The sequence below is a fragment of the Staphylococcus sp. GDH8C109P genome (assembly GCF_017893405.1).
Lineage (GTDB): Bacteria > Bacillota > Bacilli > Staphylococcales > Staphylococcaceae > Staphylococcus > Staphylococcus cohnii.
In genome coordinates, this window is record NZ_JAESMX010000014.1 from 372,837 (window position 1) to 395,930 (window position 23,094).

Genomic DNA, 23,094 nt, shown 5'->3' on the forward strand with positions numbered 1-23,094 from the left:
GGAATTATGACACTTACATTTGGAGTAATTGGTGCGGGCCGAATTGGTCAATTACACATCAATAATTTACAAAAAAATAAAAATGTGAAAATTAAATGGGTATCAGATTTATATTGTGACAAAATGTCAGAATGGATTGAAAAAGCAGGTGTTGAAAATAAAACTAAAGATCATATGGATATTATTAAGGACCCTGAAGTAGATGCGATTATTATTTGTTCACCAACTGACACACACGTTGATATTATCAAAGCAGCAGCAGCAAACGGTAAACATATATTTTGTGAAAAACCAATTAGTCTTTCTTTGGAAGAAGCGGAAGAGGCCGTTGAAGCGGTACAAAAATCTAATGTAAAACTTCAGATAGGCTTTAATAGAAGATTTGATAAAAATTTCAAGCAACTCCAAGGTATTTTAAATAAAAAAGAGTTAGGGAATGTTCAGACATTGCGGATTACTTCAAGAGATCCTGAGCCACCACCAATTGAATATATAAAACGATCTGGTGGCCTATTTATGGATATGAGTATTCATGACTTTGATATGGCAAGGTATTTAATACAATCTGAAATAGTAGAAGTTTATGCGACTGGAGAAGCATTGATTAACCCAGAAATAGCAGATTATGATGACATAGATACTGCATTAATTACATTGAAATTTAAAAATGGTTCTATGGCAATCATTGAAAATAGTAGAAAAAGTGTTTATGGATATGATCAACGTATCGAAATTTTAGGTGATCATGGCGCAATAGATGTAGGTAACGAACAGTCTTCAACATTAAATTATTATCGTACAGATGGTATCAGAAGAGATAATCCACCTTATTTCTTTTTAGAAAGATATAGTGACGCATATAAAGTAGAAATGGATGAATTTATAGCATCTATTCAAAATAATACAGATGTCATCTGTTCTATTGAAGATGGATATAAAGCGCAACAAATTGCTTTGAAATGTAAAGAATCACTTATATCAAATCAGCCAAAAAGAATATAAAGAAAGGTGTGATGTGAATCAATGAATACAATTATACAAAAAGCTAAAGAAGAACATTACGCCATACCTCAAATAAATGCCAATGGGTTAATTTGGATAGAATGTATTTTGAAAGCAGCTGAAATAACACGTTCCCCCATTATCATAGGAACAACGGATAAAGTAATTGAATTTCTTGGTGGCTATCAATTTATTTGTTCAACGATTAAAAATAAAATTAAAGCGATGGATGTAACGATACCAGTTATCGTTCACTTAGATCACGGTTTAACTGTTGAAAATTGTAAAAAAGCAGTAGATGCTGGATACGATTCTGTAATGTTTGATGGATCAAAATTACCTATTGAAGAAAATATTAAACAAACTAAAGCAGTCGTAGATTACGCGCATAAAAATAATGTCATCGTAGAAGGAGAAGTAGGTGCTATAGGAGGTAATGAAGACGGTGTGATTGGCAACGTGAAGTATGCTGATTTAGATGATTGCTTAAGATTAGCTCAAGAAACATTGCTAGATACATTAGCACCTGCACTAGGATCAGTTCACGGAAAGTATCAAGGAGAACCCGATTTAGGCTTTGCAGAAATGAAAGCCATACAAGATGCTATTGATGTTCCGTTAGTATTGCATGGGGCTTCAGGTATTTCAGATGAAGACTTATTAAAGGCAATACATTTGGGTCATGCAAAAATTAATTTCAATACAGAAATTAATATTGCCTGGAGCAATCAATTAAGACAAACACTTAATCAAGATAAGTCATTGTTTAATCCACAGCAAATTTTAAACCCTAGTAAAGAAGCTATGGTAGAAACCATTCAATCTATTATTTATAAATGTACGTCTCATAATCGTGTATAGAAAATCATATGTAGAGAGAAGGACGAAGAATAATGCCATTAATAAAAATTGATTTGATAAAAGGAAGAGAAAAAGAAGAGATTAAGCAAATATTAGATATTTCTTATGAAGTTATGTTAGAAACCTTTAATGCGCCTAAAGGTGATAGATATCAAATTGTTAACCAACATGAAGATTATGAAATGGAAATTTTGGATACAGGTTTAGGTGTAGAGCGGACAAAGGATATAATCGTGTTTACAATTATTACAAGGCCAAGAACCCAACAACAAAAGCAACAATTTTATAACGAAGTGGTAAATAAACTTCATGACGACATAGGTATACGTATAGAAGACATCATGTTTAGTGTAGTTGAGAATACGGATGAAGATTGGAGCTTTTTTAATGGAGAAGCCCAGTTTTTAAATGGTGAACTATAAAAGAATAAATGTGAATATGCTTCAAAACCAAAGTGAAGGTTAAATGTATTAATTATTTTCTAGGGTGCTAATTTCTTAAATTCTATAAGGAAATCAGTATCCTAGTTTTTTATTGATTATGAACTTTACTGTGGTTTTCAGAGTAACGATTTTTATACATTTATTTATTAGGTTTAAAGTGATTTTTTAAATAAACTGGAGTAATACAAGAGTAAGTATTGAAGAATAGGTATATTAATTATTAAAACATCAGTATCTACTATTACTCTTTAAAAAAATCGCCTTTTATGTGAGTGATATTAAATGTTAAAAGGAAGATATTAGATTATATAGTATCTAACTCAAAATAAAGACGAAGTGCTAAGCAACACTTCGTCGATAGAACAATAATTAAATTTACTTTTGCTAGTTATTGTAATTTTGACTCTAATTGATGTACAAGATGGGTGAGCATAGCATTAATAGGCGTAGGTATGTTGAATGTTTTTCCATAAGCAGCTATTTGCCCATTAAGGTAATCTATTTCTGTTAAACGTCCGTTTGTATAATCTTGATGCATTGATGGGTAATGAAGGCCTTGAGCTTCTTTTGGATAAGCTGCTTCAACTTTTTTTAATAGTGCATGACTATCTAAATGAATACCTTTTGCTTTGGCAACTGCGACAATTTCTTCAATAATAGGCATAACCATTTCAGCTGAATCCGGATGATTACCAAATTCATAAATCGTTTTGTTTAGTATCGTGCATAAAGGATTTAAAACACTATTTAATGTAGCTTTAGACCATATAGCTTCGAATACATTACTACTAATTTGGGCATTCAAATTTGCATCATTGAGAATTTGAAGGATAGCATGCGTATGGTCATCGGTTTCACCGTCTGCGCTTTGTAAATATATAGATCCTTCACCTTCTAGTAATAGTTGTCCTGGTCCACGTAGACCTGCAGTCCACATCGTTACTGCTAGATAAATTTGAGATAAAGGGACAATTTGTGATAGTCGTTCTTCATGACCTAAGCCATTCATCATACTCATTATAGCTGTATTTTGATGGATGCAACCAGCTTCTTGTAATTGTTGTAACATTGCTTCAGAGTGCATAGCCTTAGTCAATATAATGATAAGGTCAAACTCGGTTGAAACATCTTTTGTTAATACTGCTGGGATGTTGACTGAATAGTTATCCGTTTCTGTTTTAATGTCCATACCATCTGTATTAATACGTTTGACGTGTGCTTCCCAACTATCAATAAGTGTAACATCGTAGCCAGCTTCTTTTATGGACACACCAATTCGCCCACCCATTGCGCCAGCTCCTGCTATGCCTATCTTATACATCGAAATACGCTCCTTCATTATTTCCCGTTTGAAAAATATTAAAATACACTTTAACTATATCATTTACATATATCGACAACAATATTGTGCAATTTATAATTATTTGAATGTTTATTTGAGGGTTGCAATGAGGTGAATGTGTCATTAATAACTTTTGAACCTTAAATATATGAATAATTACGTGAAATTTAAAAGAAGATAAATGACCTCTCAAAAAAAGTAAATATACATTGTTAGTCATCTTCTATCAAAATATTATATATACTTGCATTTAATAAGATATGATGTATGATGAAAGTGAATAATTACACCATGCATTTAACGTATGTCAAAGCGTAGGAGTGATAAACCCAACGACTGTTAAATGATTGTCATGGTATAGCGACTTGTCATGATTATTTGGTTCAAACATCGTAAATAGAAGCATAAGCGTGGTTGTCAATCGCAATCATTTGATGGGAAATTGAGAAATCGTTACTAATTTAGAGATTGTTCCACTTGAATGGAGTTTAAATAACTAAAGCCAAGCGGTACTCAATACTAAAGGAGTGATTGATTATGCGTAAAGTAACTAAATTATTATCAACGACAGCCGTTGTATCAACACTTGTAATAGGATCCTCAGCAATGTATTTTTCGACGATAACGAATGACGTACAAGCAGCAGAACAAGTTCAAAAATGGGGTAGTGGTGAAGGTGGTTCAAGTGGTGGAGAAAGTATGAATAGTCAAAACGTTTCAAAATTACAATCACAAACACCATGGTACAAGTATGAAGGTTATACGACATACGACCCAACATTTACGTTAGATTATAATTTCGTTAGAGCTATGAAATATGATAATGCAACTATCAATGGATATAAAGTAGACCCTAAAGCGTATAAAGATTATGCCTATAGCAAAACAATTTATGATACAACGATAGATTTTAACGATAAAGACGAAGTTATCCAAATGAGCTTTAAAACGAAACCCAAATCTGTAACTAAATCAGAATTTATAAAAGCACATGAATCTAACATGGACAAAGATGATGACGCTTCAGAATTAGAAGATGAGACAATGGTTCCATTTTATACTAATAATGGCGGTTCATATAAGGGATTCTTTGATGAAGATGGTTATTTAACTAAAATAATTATTGGCCAATAATTCAATGTCATATTTTTACTGAATCATTGTTATCAGTTCTAAATCGCATTAGTTATTGATAAAAATCCCAGAAAATATGAAGTTGGCTATATATCATACGCATGTGTAGTTAACACAAAGCATATGGAAGTGTGATATTTCAACCCCTCAAGAGCAGGAGAAAATCAGATTTAAACCTGATTCTCTTCTGCTTTTACCGTTTTAAAGAAAATGTGTGTTAATCATTACTAATACAATTTTAAGGTTTTTGCCTATTTCAATAAACGTAACACTGCTTTTCCATTGTCATCATAAATATAATTTAATTTAGAAAGATGGCATTTTTCTAACAGTTACCAAAATGAATAATACTATTACATTGACATTAATAATAGATGTAACTATAATGGTTACATGAGGTGATTGGTATGAAAATAAGCAGTCGTTTTACGGTAGCTGTTCATATATTAGCTTTAATTAAGGTTGAAAGAGAATATACTTTAACATCGACTCAAATCGCAGATAGTGTGAATACGAACCCTGTGGTTATTCGAAGATTGATGGGGAGACTTAAAGAAGCGGGTTTTATTGACGTATCTCGAGGCAACTCAGGTGCTAAGCTTTTGAAACCATTGGATGAAATTACATTATTTGATGTCTATAAAGCTGTGGAAGTGGTTGAAAAAGGACATTTATTCCAAATACATGAAGACACGAATATCAATTGTACAGTTGGTGCCAATATTCAAAGTGTGTTGGAAGTTATTTTAGAAAGTGCACAAGATGCAATGGAAGCGGTATTAAAAGGTGTCACATTAGACAGCATCGTCAATAAAATACTCGTAAATAACGGATAAATCTATCCGTATGACTGACTTGTAACTGTAACTATTACAATTACAAACATAGCCACAATTGAAAAGCATTTAATAAAGTGTCTTAAAACAACCTTAACGATCATCATCAACCTTACTGAACTGAAAGAAGGCTGGTTGTTCACTGAAAATAAGTATTTATTCGGGGTATGTGTGTCAATTTTATAGATAAGGATTAACTTGAAAAAGTAATCTGAGAAACTGGCTCAGATGTATCGATAGAAGGGCAAATGTTTGAGCTGTGAGCAAAACCGTTAGCTCGATTAGAGCCTGTTAATAACTCGTCAAAACTAGTGTCCTGGCAGCAAGTGTCATTGAAAAAATGAAAGCAGTTTACGCTTTATTGTTAGCATTTTATCGCTATTAGTAGTCATTTTAAACGTATTATATTAATTAAAAATTGGAGGAATTTATTATGAAAATTGGAATTATTGGAGCAACTGGAAAAGTTGGAAATTTGGTATTAGAAGAAGCAATAGATAGAGGACATGATGTAACAGCCATCGTTCGAAATGCTTCAAAATTATCTAATAGTAATATAAATGTATTAGAAAAAGAAATATACGACATTACAGCGGAAGACTTAAAAGATTTAGATGTAGTTGTGAATGCTTTTGGTGCACCACTTGGTGAGGAAGAAGCACATGTAACTGCTGGTCGTGCATTGATTGAAACGTTAAAAGGAACAGATACAAGAGCGATTATTGTAGGTGGTGCTGGTAGCTTATATGTTGATGAAGCACAAACAACTAAGTTAATAGATACACCAGAATTCCCTGAAATATTTGCACCTACTGCAAAAGGTCAAGGTAGAAATTTACAAGATTTAGAAGCTACACAAGGTATAACTTGGACCTTCCTTAGCCCATCCGCAGATTTTAATGCAGATGGTGTCAGAACAGGAAATTATCAATCAGGTAAAGATAATTTATTAGTGAATTCAAATGGTAATAGCTATATTAGTTATGCTGACTTTGCCATTGCTATTTTAGACGAAATTGAAAATCCACAACATAAAAACGAACGCTTCACAGTTGTTGGAGAAGAAGCATAAAGTTTAGTAGATAATTTAATTTTTATGTGGTAGAGGAAGAAACTCAGTATCTTAGAAAATTCACAAATTAGAGATGGGGTAGTTATTGGATTGGTTGAAAAATATCGTGCTCCCACTCTAGATTAACAATGTGAAAATTTATCTGAACTGATGCGCATGCATGAGTAGTACACATTTTCATTCTAGTCAACGCCTGCTTTCATTAGAAATTAAAGCGAAAAATAAATATGAATTTTAAAAAAGTTAACTATAAGGATATGCTCCCATCAAAGTAGACATTTTAAAGAATGTAAACATGATGGGAGCATTTTTATATTTAATTGCTAGTATTAATGTATTGATTACAATCAGCAAAGTGATTGCTATTTTCGATAAATTCATGAAATTTTAGCTCATTACCTTCTTAATATACAAATTTTTTGGAATTAAAGCAGCCATTAAAATCAATTCTCATTAATATTTTACGCTATAAAATTTAATTTCGTGAACTTTATTTTAAATAAGTAATAAATGTACTATATTTTTAAAAAAATAAATATAATTCATTGTGGACAATTGAGTGGAGTAATATTAATATATAAGTAAGTTTTATATAAGGAGGAGAAACGAAAATGAAGATTTTCAAACACCACGAACAGAAACAACGTTTTTCAATCAAAAAATACCATTTTGGTGCAGCTAGTGTTTTAATAGGCGCTATATTATTTGTTGCTACAACAAATGATGCGTCTGCTGCTGAAATTGATGAAAAACCTTCTTTGACTGTAGATAGTGCAACCATAGATTCAAAAGCAGCACCAGAAACATTAGAAAACCAAGACGACGCTCCAAAAGCAGAAAATGTATCCTCGAAATCAGCATTTAAAACATCAGAAAACCAAACAGATGCATCAAAAGCAGAGAATACATCTTCAAAAGAAACACCAAAAAATCAGATAGACACTCCGAAAGTAGAGAATGTAACTTCAAATGAAGTAACTGAAGCACCAGAAAACCAAGGAAGCACTTTAAAATCTGAGAACTTATTTTCGAAAGAATTATCAAAATCTACTGAAAATCAAATGGACATTTCAAAGTCAGAGAACACGTCTTCAAAAGAAGTATTGGAAACACCAAATAACCAAAAAAATACTTCAAAATCAGAGAATATATCTGCCAGTGAAGCACCTAAATCTATAAAAAAACGTGACGTCTCAGAAGCATATGATTCAAACAGTATGTTTAGAAGAGCCAATGAAAGTTTAACTCGACCCCCTGCGGATGGTTATAGTGTTAACTCTGATCTTCCAACTAATAATAAAGTAACATATAAAATTCATAAATCAGCAGATCCGAAACAATATACATTCGAAGTAGCTAGAAGAGGTGAAAGTGGAGGCAGACAATATGTCTTTTCTGTTAGAAAAGAGGATGTTGACCACTTAGGGGAACCTACAAAATTTTTCGTTACGGTATTTAACAAAGATAGAGAAACTTTAGTAAAAGAGATTGATATCAAAACCATCACACCTAGTGATATTCAACTTGATGAATTGACTTTTTTAAATATAGTTGCAAAAAAGAATGGATTTTCTTTCAGATTGAATAAAATTGATGGAAATGAACCATCCAATTTCCTTCCCATCTATGGAAGTTCTGCACAATTGGTAACGGGTGAGGTTGTGAGTTATTCAATTGTATTACCACATTGGAAAGGACAGACAACATATTACTATGATGAGCAAGGTAATGAAATTGCGCCACCATTCACTCAGTATGGATGGACTAAGAGCACTTATACTACGGCACCTCCAGAAATTGATGGATACGCATTCGATAGTACAAGAGCACCGCTTAATCAAAATGGAAAAATTAACAAACAATCTTCTAAAATAATTGGTAGTGTTCGATATAGTAAAGCGACAACGAGCCGTGGCACAATGTATCGTAAAGATAAAATTCTAGCTGATAAAAGCACTGTAGAAAGTGAAGTATGGTTTACTTATGCAAAAGCACCAGATACATTTGATCCAGTGAATGGCAGTAGTTCAGATAAAGGAAGAATAGCATCTAATAATCTTCCAGATATGAATTATGATTTTGAAAAAAATCCTAATGGTTATGAATTTAGGGAAAAAATTGTAGATGTTGCGTCTGAAGCAAAATATCAACAACTCGGTTTGGAAGGACAAGTGGTATTCCAAAAATTCCGTTTTCATAAAAATGGGTTACCTTCAAACGTAGCAATATCTGTTTCAGATTATGATGGGGGCGATGCAACGTCTAGCTCTATTGTGAGACTAAAAAAAGGAGAAGTGACTAATTCACGATATGATAATGGAAGAACGTTTGATATTTCAAATAACTTTGAGTATCCAGATACTGTCGTGTACTATTACATCACCAAAAAAGGGAATGTAGTTGTCAGTTATGTTGATACGGATGGTAATGAACTAAAATCTTCAGTTGAAGATGTTAAGGATGGGTTAGCAGGGACAGATTATGATACCGTAGTAGACCATCGTCCAATGACAATTGAAAAAGATGGAAAAACTTATAAACTTGTTTCAGCAGGTAATTATATGATAGGTGAAGTTGATAATCACGGGCATTTAACTACATCAGATGCACCGATAGGTAAAATAGAAGTAGGAACAAAGACGGTTACTTACGTTTATAAAGAATTGAAACAAGGAAATGTCGTGGTGAATTATGTAGATGAAGCAGGCAATCCGATTAAAGAAACAGTAGAGGACACACCAAATTCAAACGTCGATACGGCGTATGATACGACAGATCACAAGCCAAAATTCATAGAGAAAGATGGTAAAAAGTACTTCTTCTCAAAAGTCAAAGATGGCGATCAAGAATCTGGTAGCGTAGTAGAGGGGACGACATCTGTCACATATATTTATAAAGTGTTAGGGAAATATATTCCATTTATTCCAGAAAATCCAGGAGAAGGGTATGACCCAAGCAAACCAAGCACAGAACAACCGCCGGTAGGATATGATGAGACACCAGAAGAACCTTCAGATAATCCACCATTACCGTATATCCCGGGTTATACGCCGAAAGATCCAAGTGGTAACCCATTAGTTCCGGTAGATCCAGATCATCCAGAAAGAGGATATATCCCACCATCGATAACGGATCCAAAGGATCCATCGAAGGACACACCAGTACCTTATGAAAAAGATCCAACACCAGAAATTAAACAAGGAAATGTCATTGTTGACTATCTTGATGAAGCAGGCAATCCGATTAAAGAATCTGTAGTAGATACGCCAGATTCAAATGTAGACACAGCGTATGATACGACAGATCACAAGCCGAAATTCATAGAAAAAGATGGTAAAAAAGTACTTCTTCTCAAGAGTCAAAGAAGGGGATCGTGAAACAGGAAAAGTTGTAGAGGGAACAACATCGGTTACGTATATCTATAAAGCATTAGGGAAATATATTCCGTTTATTCCAGAAAACCCAGGAGACGTGTACGATCCAAATAAACCAGGTACAGAACAACCGCCGGTAGGATATGATGAGACGCCAGAAGAGCCAACAGATAATCCACCATTACCATACATTCCAGGTTATACGCCGAAAGATCCAAGTGGGAACCCATTGGTTCCGGTAGATCCAGACCATCCAGAAAGAGGATATATCCCACCATCGATAACAGATCCAAAGGATCCATCGAAGGACACACCAGTACCTTATGAAAAAGATCCAACACCACCAGATATACCAAATACACCAAATACGCCGAATACGCCGAATACGCCGAATACGCCGAATACGCCGAATACGCCGAATACGCCGAATACGCCGAATACGCCAGATACACCAAATACGCCGAATACACCAAATACACCAGACACACCAAATACGTCGGATACACCGAATATACCAAATACACTAAATACATCAAATGTATCAATCACGGAAAATACAGCAAAAGTTTCAGCATCACCTAATACAACTAAAGAGAAACAATTGCCAAAAACAGGAGAAACGAATAATACTGGATTCTTTGCGAGTATATTAGCGTTAATCGGCGGTATACTACTTACGGTGTTTAGAAGAAAGAAAAATTAAAGTCTTTTGATTAAAAAAGTTAGTACTGATTAAAGTGTTACGAATACTTTTTTAAATAGCACTAATATAAGCTTTGAGGATTAAGCAATCATAGGTTGCTTAATCCTTTTTTTGATTTGTTTAGCATAATAATTCTACGGTGAAAGTCTGCTACAAATTTGAAAAAATAAAAGATAAAAAAAGCATCTTCAATAACAACCGAAGATGCTTTTTAAATAGCTTAGATAATGTTTTGAATAACTTCTTTGCGTAATTTACTTCTTAATTCTGCCATCGTATTTAGGTGGTATTTTTTATAATCACCTGAATCGATTCTAAAAGCATGGATACCTAAAATTTCATTTTTATTATTTAAAATGGCGCCTCCTGAAGAACCTGGCTCAGCCATCATTTGATAATAGCCCATTGGATTGATGTTACGAGCCATAAGGGAATATTTACCCTTAGAATGATACATCGTACCCATAGGATCATTTTTGAATTTGCCAGTTGGCAATCCATAATGATACATGTGAATAGGTGTATTAGCTTTGATATTGGTAATCGATTTTTCAGGAGCTATTTTACGTATTTTCATATACTTCGAAATATCTTCTTTTGTATATAATAACGCGACATCACCAAATTGCATCATCTTTACACCAACTACTTTGAGTGAGCGTGTGTAACTTGAACCTTCTTGTAGCAAGTTCACTCTTAGATTTTGTATTGAAGATGGTGACATTGGTTTATGCGCTTCTGGATTATTGATGACATGATTAGCTGTTAGTATGGTATGTTTACCAATTGCAGTTCCAGTGCCATAAGTCAGTGCTTTTTTACTAGGATTCCAATTAAATACGGTTGCAATATTGGCTGTTTTCGCAGTCGTATGTTCTAAAGTAACCCCTTTATTGCCGGATTTTTTCATGATTTTTAATGCATCATTGATGCCGGATGCTTTAGTAGTTTGACCAAAATCACGCACATTATCACTGCCTGGTATCTTTGATGACCATGCTTTAGGTGCTTGATTATAGTAGTTGCTGTTTTTTGTAGTTTTCTTATTTGTTTTTGGAATAACTTTTACACTTTTAGATGCTTTTGTTTGTTTAATTGATGTCTTCACTTGCTGCTTTTTTGCTGTTGCAGATAAGGTTTGTGGTTTCTTATTTTTATTTACTTTAGTCGTATTCGTTTTTTTCTTTGCTACCTTAGTTGAGCTTGATAGTAGCTGTGGTTTTATAGTTTTTGATTTACGCTTAGAAGAAGTATGTTGAGATACTCGAACTTTTGCTTTTGATAATCCACTTCGTTTTTGTTTAATAGCTGTATTTGCTTTTTGATTTTTGTCAGTGGGCATAATAGCTTGTGTCTTATTTTTATTTTGAATGATTGGTTGCTTTGCTTGTTTTTTCTTTGGCGTTATTGGTGAAGGTGATAGTGTTTTTATAGATTTTGATGATGGTTGCGCATTTTTACCTGAAATTACTTTCGGAGTTTCTTGTGAAACATCGTTTTTAACAGGTCTTTTTATATTTATGTCTTTATTATTGTATTGCAATTTAGTGCTTTGTTGAGGAAACTGAACTTTATTGTGTTGTGTTTTTAAATTTTTGTTACTAACGCTTTTAGTATTTTTAACTCCATTAATTGTATTGGCCTTTTTTGTCTCATTTGTTGTTATTGGAGATTTTTTGGTTACTTTATGGTTAACTGTATAATCTATATCAGTAATTTTTTCAGCGGCTTCCACTTTATCAACATGAAATATTATCCCCAAGCAAACTATCAGAGCTGTAGTAATGATAGCAGCAATATATTTTATTGCCCAAGATGGTTTATGCACTTAATCTGTCCCCCTATTTTTATTGTGTAAAAAGTAAATGTGTGATTATTTCTTCAATATTATATACTTTTTCTTTTGTGTATGGCAATACATTTTTTACTAATGAGAACAATATATTAAAATAGTCGTTGGTTCAGTAAAATGTTTTGATATATTGTTTATCATTTATTTTTATAAATAAAATATAAACTCAAATAATAATTTATTGTCAGTATAGTAACTAGAAAAGCAAGTATGCAAATTTTGATTTTTTGCATACTTGCTTTCAATTAAGACATTATATATAACTATTTTTGGAAATTAATGTAGTTTTAATTAGGTTTAAAAATAAATTTCACTTCAGGATTGACGTCGTATATTTTTTTATAAAATTGAGTCATATATACATTTTCTTTAGGATCTGGCATTTGATGAAACTCAGGATAAGGAAGTTCAGGTAATTTCACCGATTTTTCGCTGTTACTTAGATTGGATACTATTAAATTTCTTTCTAATTCAGTTTTTTTGTTTTCATATAATGGATAAAGTATCGATACTATAAGTAATAGAATTACTCCAAATTTTAATATCTTAAGATGGGTGAAAAAATGGTCTTTTAAAATAAATTTTGTTAATTCTAATAAAAGCAATATTATAAATATAATACTTCCTAATGCAGCTCTACCACCATATGGCGTAATAATAAGAAACGGCGCTGTTAAAATAATGCTGCTTATCAAGTAAAATAATAAATTTATAAAAATATTTTCTTTTCTAAAATTATAAATAATATAAATTATAAAAGTTATTATAAAAATTATAAATATCAAACTAGAAAAATAATAAATGTCAGATCCTTTTCTAAACTCTAATAAATTTTTTTGATTAACAAATAGAAATAAAGGTCCTAACGCCAAAAGTGTTAATAATATAGTATTTACGGTGTTCATTTTATCAAGTTTGAACGCAATAATTAAACAAATTATAAAAATCATTAAAATCATAATAATATTATTAACATAGAAATGATAATTCATTTGATAAACAAAAATATCTAACATTTTAGTAATTAAACCGTCATCGCTACCTACTGTTCTGTATGTATCTGTGCCCATAAATATAGAAAAATATGCTTTATTACTAAACATGATAATTGCTCCAACAATAAATCCTATAAAAATTAATAAGTAGTCGTTGTTAATAATTTTGTATTTCACATATAAAATTATATTAAATAATACTCCTATAAAAAGTAAGTATAAGCTTACATGTTCTACAAATAACATAGAGAACACAGCTAATATAGTATTTGAATATTTTTGCCAAGTTTTTAATTTAATATTATTTTCAAAAATATTTTTGAACAATAAAATAAAATATAACACCAAGACAATCGATATTACATAATTTACATAGCCTGCTACCCAACCGAAAGTTTGTTGAAAAATAGAAATTGGCATTATCATAACAAATATTATTACATAAATACTATTTTTGTTTGCGTTGTCTCTGAAAATTATTTTCGACATAAAAAATATTAGTAATGTTGAGAATAGAGTCATTAATAATATTTTAAACATTTGAAAACGAACTGATAATATTTCTAATACATTGCTTATATACCTTCCGTTATAGTTATAAAAAGCACTTTGAAGTCTTTGGATACCTTTTTCTGACTTCCAGGTCCAATCATCCCCAGTTAATGGTATCAATAAGCTCATTATAAAGAAAAATATACCAATTAATATAATAGGTTTAATTTTTAAAATTTTCAATATTGTTCATCCTTACTCCATATAATAATTATATGATATCATATGATTGTTATATTTATGCATTTTCATTAAAAAAAAGGAAGCATGTAAATTGAAAATACAAATTATTATACCTTGCCACAACGAAAGTAAGATTATAAAGTTTACTTACAATAAACTAACAGAAATAATGCAAAAGAATGCTAAAAGAATTAATTATCATTATAATTTATTATTTATTGATGATGGGAGTACGGATAATACACTGGAAAAATTGGTGAATTTTTCAGAGAATGATTCGAATGTTAAATATGTATCATTTTCAAGAAATTTTGGAAAAGAAGCTGCTATGTACGCAGGGATTAAAAATAGTCTTGATTACGATGCTGCTATAATAATAGATGCTGATTTACAACATCCTCCTGAAATGATTCCAGAGATGATTAAGAAATACAAATTAGGATATGATCAAGTTATTGCTCAAAGAAATAGGAAGGGAGAAGCTTTTTTTAGAAAATTCCCAACACAATTGTACTATAAATTACTTAACAAATTGATAGATACATCTATTGTTGATGGTATTGGAGATTATCGATTGTTAAGCAATAAAGTATTGATAACTATTTCAAAAATGGAAGAAACACAACGTTTTTCAAAAGGAATTTTTTCATGGGTTGGTTATAAACAGATAATTATTCGTTACGATAATATTGTTAGAAAAGAAGGTGATTCAAAGTGGACATTTGCTAAACTTTTAGACTACGGAATTGAAGGTATTTTATCTTTTAATCATAAACCTTTAAGGCTTATGATTTATCTAGGATTATTTATATTTTTTATGAGTATTATGTATTTATTAATAAACTTTATTAATGCATTAACATCAGGTGTTACTGAACCAGGATATTTTACTATCATTTTTAGTATTTTGTTCATAGGAAGTGTACAGTTAATATCTATTGGAATTATTGGAGAATATATAGGTAGAATTTATTATGAAGTAAAAAATAGACCGCATTATGTGGAACAAACTAGTAACCTCTATAAAGAGGATAAAAGTGTTTAAAATATAAAAAATTAAATAATACATTGTAAGAGGTACTTATTTAGTTTGATTAATATTAACAGCATAACTTTCAATTAAAATCGTCAAAAATAATATTAAATCGAACTATTTTTGATTTATATTTTCAAAATTTTTATACATTGAAAACAAACATTTTACTCATTCGGCATTATTCCCCCAAGGCTAAAAATATAAATTTGGGGGTTTTTAATAGTATAAAGTAAAAAACTAAATAGATAATTATAGAATGTTCATTTTATATTTTTACTTTTTTAAATATAAAATCATAGCTTCAACGAGTTTTTGAAATTATTCTAATTTTTTAACCTAAATAATATTTTGGTTTACTTGTTATATAACGTTCTGTTTTAATAAAAAATTAAGTACTTTATATTTCTGGATTTAAGCCACTTAATGTCATAGTACAACAAATGAAAAATAACAGTTAAACATTAATTTAATTATTGTTTTTTGAAAAACATTGTGTATTATTAAGATTACAGAAAACATTAAGGGGAAAAGAATGAATATGAAAACGAATAAATGTACTTTTTCTAGTAAGAAGTTAATGTTAGGGCTTTTAACGACTGCTATTGGGATTAGCACGATTGCTTTAGTAAGTGAAAATGCACATGCGAGTACTTCAACAGTAAAATCACAAACGGTAACAAAAACAACTAAACCTGCGCCTGCGACAACTAAACCATCTACAACGGTGAAAACAGTAAAACCTGTAATGGTAAAAACATCGACAACTAAAGCTACTACCAATGTAACGACTAAAAAACCACAAGCAACAGTAAAACCCATAACACAAAAAGCACCAGTGACGAAGAAGTCAGTACCTGTAAAAAAACCAGTCAGTAAAGCTATTTCCACAACGACGATTAAAGCGCCTGTTGCGTCTAAAACACTGTCTACAACGGTAAAGAAACCGAGTATGACAACAAAAGCACCGACGACAACAGCAAAGAAACCGAACACGACAATAAAAATACCCACCTCAACAACGGTGAAAAAACCAACTTCAACGATAAAGACCTCGGTAATATCAACAAAAGCACGGACAAAGACACAAACAACTCCAATAAAAAAACCAAGCACAACAACAAAAGCACCGACGACAACGGTAAAGAAACCGAGTACACCGCCAAAGACATCAAGTACATCGACGTCGCCGTCTACAAAACCAAACACATCATCAACAGTACCTACAACATCTGCACCAGTGCAACCAAGTACAATAACCAAATCACTAGTCAAAACAAATGAAGAACTCCCAAATATAGCAACTCCGAAACTCGAAAATACGAACACGCAAGATAAAACATTGCAGTCACAAGAAGCAATAAAAGTAACTCCTGAAACAGAGACAAATACACAAAATGCAACGCGTAAACAGGATTACTATAAATCTATGACAGAATTATATAATGATACGAAAGAAGGTATCGATTGGAAGAAAGATACGCGAAATGTTGGGAAATCAGTGTTGATCGTGGCACCACACGGCGGAAATATTGAACAAGGTACTTCAGAATTAACAAAATTAGTGGCGAACAATGGTGATTTTGATTATTTTTCATTTGAAGCGATACGTCCATCCAATAATACACAATTACATGTCACATCTACAAATTATGATGATGCAACTTTACATGACATGATCCAAGACCGAACAGCTACAATTTCAATTCATGGTGCTCAAGGGGAAGAACAGCTCGTATACTTAGGTGGTTATCAATCACCTCTTAGAGATGCTATTCAAAGTCAACTTGAACGTAAAGGATTTGTAGTGAAGATACCACCAGAATACCTTGGTGGACTGAGTAATGCTAATTTTATAAATAAAGTAGAAGAAAGCACAGGTGTTCAATTAGAATTAACGACTGCTTTAAGAAAAGCATTTTTCAAAGATGGAGATGCTAGCACAGCGTCACGTAAAAAAATAGAAAATTGGACTACCACAATGTATGACTTTGCCGAAGCACTCAATGATGCAATCAAGCAAGTCTATCCAGAAAATTAAGGATAATATATTGAATTTATTGATAAAGTAGCACGTTTTAAGTTTTTAATTTTAATAATTATATTTCTTTTAATAAGGTAAGGACCTCAATGCGTATGTATACGTATTGGGGTTTTTTATATTTTAGTAAGATTCATTGACGGGTAGTCTAAGGGAAGTCTAAAATTTTAGATGTTTTGCAGAAAAGCAACAATTGTATTTACGCACATATTATAAAGTTTATAGAGGTAAGCATATAATACGAATGTTTAGGTTCTGAATATATATTTAAAAAGTAATGAAATGTTTGAATTCAAAAAAACATTGTAATATAATTCACGTTATTTCATGCAAAATGACAAATTCATGTTTGCGAAAATTTGAATATACATAGAACAATCCAAAGAGGAGCGCAATTATGAAAGTATATACATCAATTATTTTTTGGATGAGAGCAATTGCTTGTCTAAGTATTGTGATGATTCATACAATTACTACAACTTTTTATAAATTTGAAATGCCTAATGATGGCTATTTATTAAGAACTTTTCAATTACTATTATTATACGCAACACCAATGTTTGTTTTTATTTCTGAGTTTTTATTAGCCAAACAGTATAAGACCCAGGTGAAAGAAGGTTTTGTGAAACAGAAAGTGCTGACATTAGGAATTCCATATATCATCATTAACTTAGGTTTAGCGTATGTCTACGGGCAGCCTAGTAATTTAACGGCATACCTAGATTCTGTTCAATTTATGATGTTTCATGGTGGTACGCTGACGTATTTCATTATTATTATCTTCCAATTTTATGCTTTACATATGCTATTCGCGAAATACTTAGTAAAACTTAACCCATTAAAATTAATCGCATATTCGTTAATCGTTACGACTTTATTTTGGGCTATGAGAACATTTGTCGATGCACCTGAAGTTTGGTATTTAAATTGGTTATGGCAACGAGAAGGCTGGATGATTTTCATAGGTTGGCTTAGTTATTTCTTGCTAGGTTTTTATATGGGTTATTATTACGAAGCACTGATGACAAATATACAAAAATATACGAAATACATTGTGTTAGGAACTATCATTGTGATAGTTATAACGTTGATCAATTATTTATCGGGCTGGCTAACACTAGTGGATTCTAAGCGTATTGACACGCCAATTTATGTAACTATGATAATCTTAATCTTCTTTTTAATATCATCTTACGTTAAATATGTACCGAAATTTTTCATCTTAATTAGCAATTATTCTTTTTCAATATACTTAATTCACTACTTTATTGTACATAGGTTAGGGACATTACATGATCATCCTATATTCAATATACTATTCACATTTACGCTGACAATTACGTTCTCAATATGTATTGCTTATGTGGTTAACCAGTTCAAACTAGGTAAATATATAGTGGGTGGCATCGGGAATGTTAAGTATGACAAGTTTTATCAAAGTTATAAAAATAACCTAGTAGATTAAAAAGGGGAGAATTGAATGAACAAATTAGTCTCGGTTATTATATCGGTCTATAATAAGGAACCATTTTTAAAAAAATGCATTGAATCTTTAATCAATTTAAATATGGAACACTCAAAATTAGAAGCAATTTTTGTCGATGATTGTTCTACAGATCATTCGGTAGCAATGATTGAAAGTTATGCTAGTCAGTATGATTTTATAAAATTAATTCAGTTACCAACGAATACAGGTAGTCCTTCAGAACCAAGAAATATAGGTATTAAAGAGGCGAAGGGCAAATATATCGCCTTATTGGATGCAGATGACTGGTTAGATACAGAAGGATTTCCTAGATTTATGGAGAAAGTAAATGCAGATGATGCAGAGTTAGGCTTAGGACAAACTTTCAAACATACGAATAAAAGCATTACGTATCATGCTAGATTCACAGCATATAAAGATGCGTCAAAGTTGATGCCACAAGATATTGAAAAGATTTTTCGAGCAGTAGGGCCACCGGGCAAAGTATTCAAACGCGAAATTGTAATTAATAATCAGATTCAATTTGAACATATGAAATTTGGGGAGGACAAATTATTTTTCATTGATCTTATTTCTAAGATTCAAAATATTACAATGTCTACGATACCTGCTTATCATGTGAATAGATACGATGAGAATCAATCGCTTGTGAAAGAGACTTCAGTGTTAGATAAAGCTTATTTGAATGTGAATATAACCAAGCGCATTTGTAATATGGATATATCCGAATCTCTGAAAAAGATGATGTTATCTAGAATGGTGGAAGTAGACTTTTTTAGAAGGTTGTTGCATACAAAAACGTTTTTAAAATCTGATGATAAGCAAACGTTTTATGCTATTTTTGATGAAGTAGAACATATACTAAATGAATATGGTTACGATATGAAGGAATTTATTAACAATAAAAAATTCATAGCTATGTATACACTTTACCATCAAGAAAATAAGGAAGATTTCTTAAACCTTACAGAAGCACTTGTTTATGGTTATTGGCATTATTATATTAAAAAAGATGCAATTTACATGGAAATCGATGGTAATTATGATGTTTTAGAACCCACACCTGTGCGTTGTTATCCAGTTTATGAAGGGACACAAATGCTAGATGGTGAATTATATGAAGTGATTAAAGTGTTGAAACCAGAAAATATACAAATCAATGGTGTGAAATTAGTTGAAATTAATAACGCAGCGAACGCGTATCATGTTGATTATGTGTATAAAGATAAAAACATTTATATTCATCAGCAACAATTTAAACAAGCGAAAGAGATAGATGTTAACCTCGGTGTCGAATTTGGTGAAATGAATGATATCGCTTTGGTTTACGCTTCTTACCCAAGTAATAATGAAATTTATAAAATGAAACGACAAAGCTTTAAGTTAGAGTTCGTCAATAAATTGAGGGAAAAATACAAAGGAAAATATTTCTTAAAAGCTTCAGAACCACTGATGACGCTTAAAAAAACAAATGTATATCGCGACATTGAATTTAAAGAACAGATTGTGAGCTTAAATCCAGGTACAAAAGTGGTGCCGACAGACGTTCAGTTCACATCGAATGGTACACCTAGATTAATTCTTGAAGACGGTAGTGTAATCACAGCAAATAAGGATTTTGTAACGCAGATTAACATGGATGACCATCACAAATATATTACAGAGGTTCCTAGTGAAGTTAAAATTAAAAAAGTTTGTAAATTGTATAACTCTAGAACATTTAAAAATGAACCACTGGAAACACTTAAAGTTGGAGATACGATTAACATAGCTAATATTGCCTATACCAATAAATCAACACCTCGATTAGTCACACAAGAAGGAAACTACTTAACAGCAAACAAAAATTTTATAGAGGTAATATCGTAATATTGAAGTAATGAATATATTTAAAAGGCTACTAAGTAACCGGAAGTACTGGTTTTAGTAGCCTTTTTGCTATATTTACTATAAAAGAAATTTTTTGAAGGTTAGCATGTTACCTTATGTTTTGTTTTATGGATTAAAGTTAACGTTCTTTTCGTATGCTTTTACGTCTGAATAGGATGAATATAACGCCAAACATTGCTGCGACCACACCACATAATGGATTTGCTTTATCTTGTAATTGTCCAGTATTAGGTAGTTGATCTTTATCAGAATAATCGTTACTATTTTTAGTTACTTCTGTTTCTAAAGTGGAATGCATAAGTTTAGATGTTACGTGATTATTTGAGTTATTCATAAATTCAGATCTACCTGTATTATCTAAATAATTTAGGTTATCTAGATTACCCGAGTTGGAAGAGGTGTCAGCATTATCGGGATTGCCTGGGTTGCTAGGATTGTCCGGGTTATTCGGGTTGTCCGGGTTATCAGGGTTATTCGGATTATCCGGATTGTCTGTGTTGCTAGGATTGTCCGGGTTATTTGGGTTGTCTGGGTTATTTGGGTTGTCTGGGTTATCCGGGTTGTCCGGGTTATCCGGGTTGTCCGGGTTATTCGGATTGTCTGGGTTATCAGGGTTATCAGGATTATTCGGATTGTCTGGGTTGCTAGGATTGTTCGGGATTTCGCATACTTCGTTTATATACTCAATTTGCTTCGGACTTAGGTTACTTTTTATATAATCTAATTGTGCGTTATTAATTTCATCTTCAGTAAAACCTTGCGTTCGCATGTTTTCTTTTTTAATTTCTAACTGTCTTTGGAGGTCCTCTTCATTCCACGTCCCACCTACATTTGCACTTGTAGAAAGTAATCCATTACTCAAATTTTGCGGTGTATCAAATTGTTTAGTAAACATTATGCCATAAGCACTATTGGCTTCGATGTTACCAAAACTGATAATTGCTACATTACCATCAAATGTTACGCTCATTGGAGTAATTATATGTTGATACTTACTCGTGCCGTTAGTTGAAACAGCAGGGTAATATCGATTTACCACCCAGTTTGTTACGTCTGTTGTGGTTACATTTTCATATGGTAGTGTAACTCTCATCTCGGCGTTGTTTATTGCATAATCAGTAGCGAAAACGGCTCTCCAATATTGTGTTTTAGTAGCTTCATTTGGACCATCTTGCCAATGTTGAATTTCTAAGTTACCCGGACCATAATTTTCTGTATCTATCGCATTAGGATGATTATTTGGATTTTTAACTTTTTCTTGGTATCCATTATTGGAATAATCATCTAAATTTGTATCCATGATACTTTTGGCATTTAAATTAACATTATTTGTATATGATGTAGTTATTTCGTCTGCCGTACAATTTTCACCTGTTTTGACACCATTTTGAACAGTTTGAGTGCTTTGTGGTATATAACCGTTTTGTTCTTGGAAATATGTTAAATTGCCATCTTTATCAGCATCTTTATTTATATCTGAAGTAGTTTCAACTGTCGTTGAAGTCATTTTTTGGGCAGGATATTGATTTTCAGCATAAGAAGATGGCGTATTGTTTATTACTTCTGATTGATTTACATCGGATGTATTTACATTAGTTTCTAGTGCTGTTACTTCTCCTGTCGTATTTGTATATTTAGTCATATCATTCATACTTACCGAGAAATCTGCTTTTGCTATTTTTGTTTCATTATCATTTTGATTAGCTGATTCATTTGATTTAGTGGTTGTCTTATTGTTATCCTCGACGAATGTTTGATGTGCAATTTGTGTTGAATCTAGTTCGCTGGCATTGGCTTCATTGTGCATACCTATCATTAAAAATGTACCCAGTAATACGGATCCAGTCCCAATTTTAAACTTTCTTAAAGAAAATCGTTGAAAACTATCTTTTTTCATAAAATCATCCTCATCCTAATTTATAAAATTACATCATTTTTTATTATTTATACAGTACAATCTATTATAAAGCAATATAGTTTTACAAAGTTTAATAAAAGGTACATAAAGTGTTTGGCGATTAAATATTAAAGACTGTTATTGTGTTATTTTTTATTAAGGGTAATAGATAAAGTAATCAATCATTAAAGGTTTTTAATTATTTATATTCGTACAAAATAAAGCAGGATAGTGAATATCTATCCCGCTTTTAGACTACATATTGAAATAAAAGTGTTACTTTAAGTTAAAGTGAGTTGTTCAAAACCTTTAAGGGTTTAGATAACATTTAAAGTATGATAACTTTTGTAATGGGAAAAGCAAGTTCTTAATAAATCAGGTTCTGTTGCAAAGTAAAA

At 31.7% G+C, this 23,094-nt stretch carries 17 protein-coding genes; 12 read left to right on the top strand and 5 right to left on the bottom strand.

Annotation, left to right across the window (positions count from 1 at the left end; all coding sequences use genetic code 11):
* Nucleotides 1-3: 3 nt before the first annotated feature.
* Genes iolG through KA867_RS08510 form a run of 3 tightly spaced genes read left to right on the top strand, consistent with a single transcriptional unit; the run spans nt 4 to nt 2,285 of the window.
* The gene (gene iolG, locus KA867_RS08500; RefSeq protein WP_210137713.1) at nt 4-1,002 is read left to right on the top strand and encodes an inositol 2-dehydrogenase; all 999 of its coding nucleotides are present in this window, start codon (nt 4-6) and stop codon (nt 1,000-1,002) included.
* Between the two features lie 21 nt (nt 1,003-1,023).
* On the top strand, nt 1,024-1,863 hold the full coding sequence (locus KA867_RS08505; RefSeq protein WP_210137691.1) for a ketose-bisphosphate aldolase: 840 nt from the start codon (nt 1,024-1,026) through the stop codon (nt 1,861-1,863).
* Between the two features lie 32 nt (nt 1,864-1,895).
* On the top strand, nt 1,896-2,285 hold the full coding sequence (locus KA867_RS08510) for a tautomerase family protein (RefSeq protein ID WP_210137692.1): 390 nt from the start codon (nt 1,896-1,898) through the stop codon (nt 2,283-2,285).
* Nucleotides 2,286-2,694: 409 nt separating this feature from the next.
* On the opposite strand, the gene KA867_RS08515 is transcribed toward KA867_RS08510, so the two are convergent.
* Nucleotides 2,695-3,627, bottom strand: a complete 933-nt coding sequence (locus KA867_RS08515) for a ketopantoate reductase family protein (RefSeq protein WP_210137693.1) — start codon at nt 3,625-3,627, stop codon at nt 2,695-2,697.
* A gap of 558 nt (nt 3,628-4,185) precedes the next feature.
* Here KA867_RS08515 and isaB point away from each other — a divergent pair.
* From isaB to KA867_RS08540, 5 genes are all read left to right on the top strand, one after another.
* Nucleotides 4,186-4,782: an immunodominant staphylococcal antigen IsaB family protein gene (gene isaB / locus KA867_RS08520; RefSeq protein WP_210137694.1), complete on the top strand. Its 597-nt coding sequence runs from the start codon at nt 4,186-4,188 to the stop codon at nt 4,780-4,782.
* 407 nt (nt 4,783-5,189) lie between these two features.
* Nucleotides 5,190-5,618, top strand: a complete 429-nt coding sequence (locus KA867_RS08525; protein ID WP_070038715.1) for an Rrf2 family transcriptional regulator — start codon at nt 5,190-5,192, stop codon at nt 5,616-5,618.
* Between the two features lie 433 nt (nt 5,619-6,051).
* Nucleotides 6,052-6,690, top strand: coding sequence for an NAD(P)-dependent oxidoreductase (locus KA867_RS08530; protein ID WP_210137695.1), 639 nt, complete (start codon nt 6,052-6,054; stop codon nt 6,688-6,690).
* 611 nt (nt 6,691-7,301) lie between these two features.
* Nucleotides 7,302-10,067 carry a MucBP domain-containing protein gene (locus KA867_RS08535; RefSeq protein WP_210137696.1) on the top strand — a complete coding sequence of 922 codons (2,766 nt, stop codon included), beginning with the start codon at nt 7,302-7,304 and terminating at the stop codon, nt 10,065-10,067.
* Nucleotides 10,021-10,767, top strand: coding sequence for an LPXTG cell wall anchor domain-containing protein (locus KA867_RS08540; protein WP_210137697.1), 747 nt, complete (start codon nt 10,021-10,023; stop codon nt 10,765-10,767). Before KA867_RS08535 ends, KA867_RS08540 begins: the two co-directional genes overlap by 47 nt.
* A gap of 220 nt (nt 10,768-10,987) precedes the next feature.
* Here the strand turns inward: KA867_RS08540 and KA867_RS08545 are convergent, their stop codons facing one another.
* Together KA867_RS08545 and KA867_RS08550 are read right to left on the bottom strand one after the other, a co-directional pair.
* Entirely contained in the window at nt 10,988-12,595 is a 1,608-nt protein-coding gene (locus tag KA867_RS08545) for a trypsin-like peptidase domain-containing protein (RefSeq protein ID WP_210137698.1), read from the bottom strand.
* Nucleotides 12,596-12,906: 311 nt separating this feature from the next.
* The gene (locus tag KA867_RS08550; RefSeq protein ID WP_210137699.1) at nt 12,907-14,349 is read right to left on the bottom strand and encodes a DUF6056 family protein; all 1,443 of its coding nucleotides are present in this window, start codon (nt 14,347-14,349) and stop codon (nt 12,907-12,909) included.
* A gap of 91 nt (nt 14,350-14,440) precedes the next feature.
* On the opposite strand from KA867_RS08550, the gene KA867_RS08555 reads away from it, so the two are divergent.
* The gene (locus KA867_RS08555; protein ID WP_210137700.1) at nt 14,441-15,394 is read left to right on the top strand and encodes a glycosyltransferase family 2 protein; all 954 of its coding nucleotides are present in this window, start codon (nt 14,441-14,443) and stop codon (nt 15,392-15,394) included.
* Nucleotides 15,395-15,811: 417 nt separating this feature from the next.
* Here KA867_RS08555 and KA867_RS13450 read toward each other — a convergent pair whose 3' ends face one another.
* Nucleotides 15,812-16,657: a hypothetical protein gene (locus KA867_RS13450; protein ID WP_245355949.1), complete on the bottom strand. Its 846-nt coding sequence runs from the start codon at nt 16,655-16,657 to the stop codon at nt 15,812-15,814.
* A gap of 67 nt (nt 16,658-16,724) precedes the next feature.
* On the opposite strand from KA867_RS13450, the gene KA867_RS13455 reads away from it, so the two are divergent.
* The 3 genes from KA867_RS13455 to KA867_RS08570 all read left to right on the top strand — a co-directional run bounded on the left by KA867_RS13455 (nt 16,725) and on the right by KA867_RS08570 (nt 20,778).
* Nucleotides 16,725-17,423 carry a poly-gamma-glutamate hydrolase family protein gene (locus KA867_RS13455; RefSeq protein WP_245355950.1) on the top strand — a complete coding sequence of 233 codons (699 nt, stop codon included), beginning with the start codon at nt 16,725-16,727 and terminating at the stop codon, nt 17,421-17,423.
* Nucleotides 17,424-17,820: 397 nt separating this feature from the next.
* The gene (locus tag KA867_RS08565) at nt 17,821-18,888 is read left to right on the top strand and encodes an acyltransferase family protein (RefSeq protein WP_210137702.1); all 1,068 of its coding nucleotides are present in this window, start codon (nt 17,821-17,823) and stop codon (nt 18,886-18,888) included.
* A 15-nt stretch (nt 18,889-18,903) separates the two neighbouring features.
* Nucleotides 18,904-20,778, top strand: a complete 1,875-nt coding sequence (locus KA867_RS08570; protein ID WP_210137703.1) for a glycosyltransferase family 2 protein — start codon at nt 18,904-18,906, stop codon at nt 20,776-20,778.
* A 139-nt stretch (nt 20,779-20,917) separates the two neighbouring features.
* On the opposite strand, the gene KA867_RS08575 is transcribed toward KA867_RS08570, so the two are convergent.
* Nucleotides 20,918-22,696: a YSIRK-type signal peptide-containing protein gene (locus tag KA867_RS08575; RefSeq protein WP_210137704.1), complete on the bottom strand. Its 1,779-nt coding sequence runs from the start codon at nt 22,694-22,696 to the stop codon at nt 20,918-20,920.
* Nucleotides 22,697-23,094: the final 398 nt, after the last annotated feature.